The 2,090-nt window shown below is 44.1% G+C and carries 3 protein-coding genes and 2 pseudogenes; 3 read left to right on the forward strand and 2 right to left on the reverse strand.

Features of this window, described 5'->3' with window-relative positions:
* Positions 1-316 (forward strand): transposase (locus Xinn_RS23630; RefSeq protein WP_211285986.1); only part of this gene is annotated, 316 nt, incomplete at its 5' end.
* Positions 317-321: 5 nt separating this feature from the next.
* Here the strand turns inward: Xinn_RS23630 and Xinn_RS23635 are convergent.
* Positions 322-423 (reverse strand): DUF4113 domain-containing protein, encoded by a 102-nt coding sequence (locus Xinn_RS23635; RefSeq protein WP_099137795.1) that lies wholly within the window; start codon positions 421-423, stop codon positions 322-324.
* Between the two features lie 18 nt (positions 424-441).
* Positions 442-624, reverse strand: a pseudogene (locus Xinn_RS20530) (ISKra4 family transposase); the annotation flags it as partial.
* A 175-nt stretch (positions 625-799) separates the two neighbouring features.
* Here Xinn_RS20530 and Xinn_RS20535 point away from each other — a divergent pair.
* Both Xinn_RS20535 and Xinn_RS20540 read left to right on the forward strand, forming a co-directional pair.
* Positions 800-1,368 (forward strand): annotated as a pseudogene (locus Xinn_RS20535) (recombinase family protein).
* Between the two features lie 35 nt (positions 1,369-1,403).
* Complete coding sequence (locus tag Xinn_RS20540; protein WP_099137796.1) at positions 1,404-1,904, forward strand: GNAT family N-acetyltransferase; 501 nt, start codon at positions 1,404-1,406, stop codon at positions 1,902-1,904.
* The last annotated feature ends 186 nt before the right edge of the window (positions 1,905-2,090 follow it).

The raw sequence follows: 2,090 nt of genomic DNA on the forward strand, positions 1-2,090 counted from the left end.
ATTCATTGCCGAAGCCTGTGGTCTTAATGAGGGACTGGGAGTGAAAGGCCAGTGGGGAACGCTTCAATCCATGGAGACACGCATGCAGTTTCTATCAGACCCGACACATCGGATCCGATTCGTTTATACCCCCAAACACGCTTCCTGGTTAAATCAAATTGAATGTTGGTTCAGTCTGGTCTCCCGACATTTGCTCAGGCGGCTTTCCGTCAGCAGCAAAGCGATATTACGGACATGCATTTTAAAATATATCGAATATTACAACCGGGTATTAGCTAAACCTTTTAAGTGGCTTTACCGTGGGAATACAAAGTGATGTCATTAATTGCAGAATACACCACTAGGAAGTTGATTGATGTTTGTTGTGTACTCCGGTGATAACAATCCTCGCCTCATCTGCCAGGAGGAATCAAACGAGAGCATGAAATACTGTGAGGTATTTTACGCCGCCATAATCTCTGTCTCTGTGTTCTTCAATTTGGGATACCAACGATGGAATAAACCTACCAACTCGCCATTTAAGACCGCTACCCGTGTTTGTAAGAAACAGTGCGCTACTTGCTGGCTCCATTGTATCTGCTGTTTTTTCGCTATTCGTTTTGTTATCACTTCATTCACCGTGGATGTCATTTTCAAAAGACGACGGCACGGAATGTCAGAAGTCGGCTGCACTGGCACTTTATGTTCGAAACCGAACGATTCTGAGAGTAAGACCTGCAAATACTGAGCTACAGTGAAACAAATCTATATCCCTCATCCATTTTACGCTCTTAATATTCCGTGCAGTCGCCTTCTGAAAATGACATACTGCCGTGTTTCTACTTTGGAACAAATGGAACAAACAACGGAAAACCTACGTCGGGAGATCAAGGTGGCTGGATTTAATATCCAGACACACCGCGTGATGGAAGAGAATATCAGTGGTGCGGTAACAGCTTATGAACGCCCCGTGTTTAATCGTCTGTTGGATAGGATGGAAGGTGGTGATATTTTGGTGGTTACATGACTTGATTGGTTAAGACGAAATGCAATGGATGTCAGAAGAACAGTCGAAGATTTGGAAAACCGAGAAATCTGAGTTCACTGCCTAGCACTTGGTGGGGTTGATCTGACAAGTTCAGCAGGAAAAATGACCATGCAGGTGATCTCGGCTGTCGCTGAGTTTGAGAAGGATCTGCTAATCGAGCGCACACACGCCGGTATTGCACGGGCCAGGGCATCAGTGAAACGTTTTGGACGCCCTTCTGCGCTGAATGATGAACAGAACTGGAACGACTCAGTATGGGGATAACTGTGAGTGCTGTGGCCCGTGAATTCAGCACTACCCGACAAACTATTCTCAGGTTAAAAGCAGCACATCAGGACTAAACGCTGCAGAATTATAAATAACGTAAGGCATAGACATGAAATCAGGCGGCTCCCTGGATTGTAATAAAATCAATATACGTAAATCCATCATTGCCGAATTACCCGCACTCGCCGAACTACGCTGGGCTTTATGCAGCGATGATGAAGAAACAGAGCTACCTATAGATAAAGCCCATTTTACAGAGCAATTTCTGAAAAGAGAGAGGGAACTAGAAGCTATGGGGAACTTAATCAACTTCGTTGCTGAAAAAGATGCAGAGTTGATAGGTGTTATTTCTCTGATTTTAGTGAATAAAATACCTTCCCCATACGAAATCAATGGTTGCTGGGGATATGTCACGAATGTCTACGTAAGACCTGCTTACCGGAATCATGGGGTTGGTGAGAAATTATTGAGTTTTGTCAAAGACCAAGCAATTGCTGATAAGTGCGAGTTGTTAGTTGTATGGCCAAGTGACAGGAGTTATCCATTTTATAAACGAGCAGGATTCAAATCTGAAAAAAGGGAACAAGACCCTTTGGTTCTGGTGCTTTGACCCCGGATTCAGATCACATGACTGGACTCCGAACCTTTCTCATAGAGGGATATTGTCCGTTTGCCAGGGAGAATCTATCAGCCACCTCTGTTATGTATTGGATAATAGAATGGCGAACTTCCCTAAAATTTGCATATCCCGCCGAAGGAACCCATTCACTTTTTAAGCTCCGGAAAAAACGTTCCA

Origin of the sequence: Xenorhabdus innexi (genome assembly GCF_002632485.1) — a bacterium.
Lineage (GTDB): Bacteria > Pseudomonadota > Gammaproteobacteria > Enterobacterales > Enterobacteriaceae > Xenorhabdus > Xenorhabdus innexi.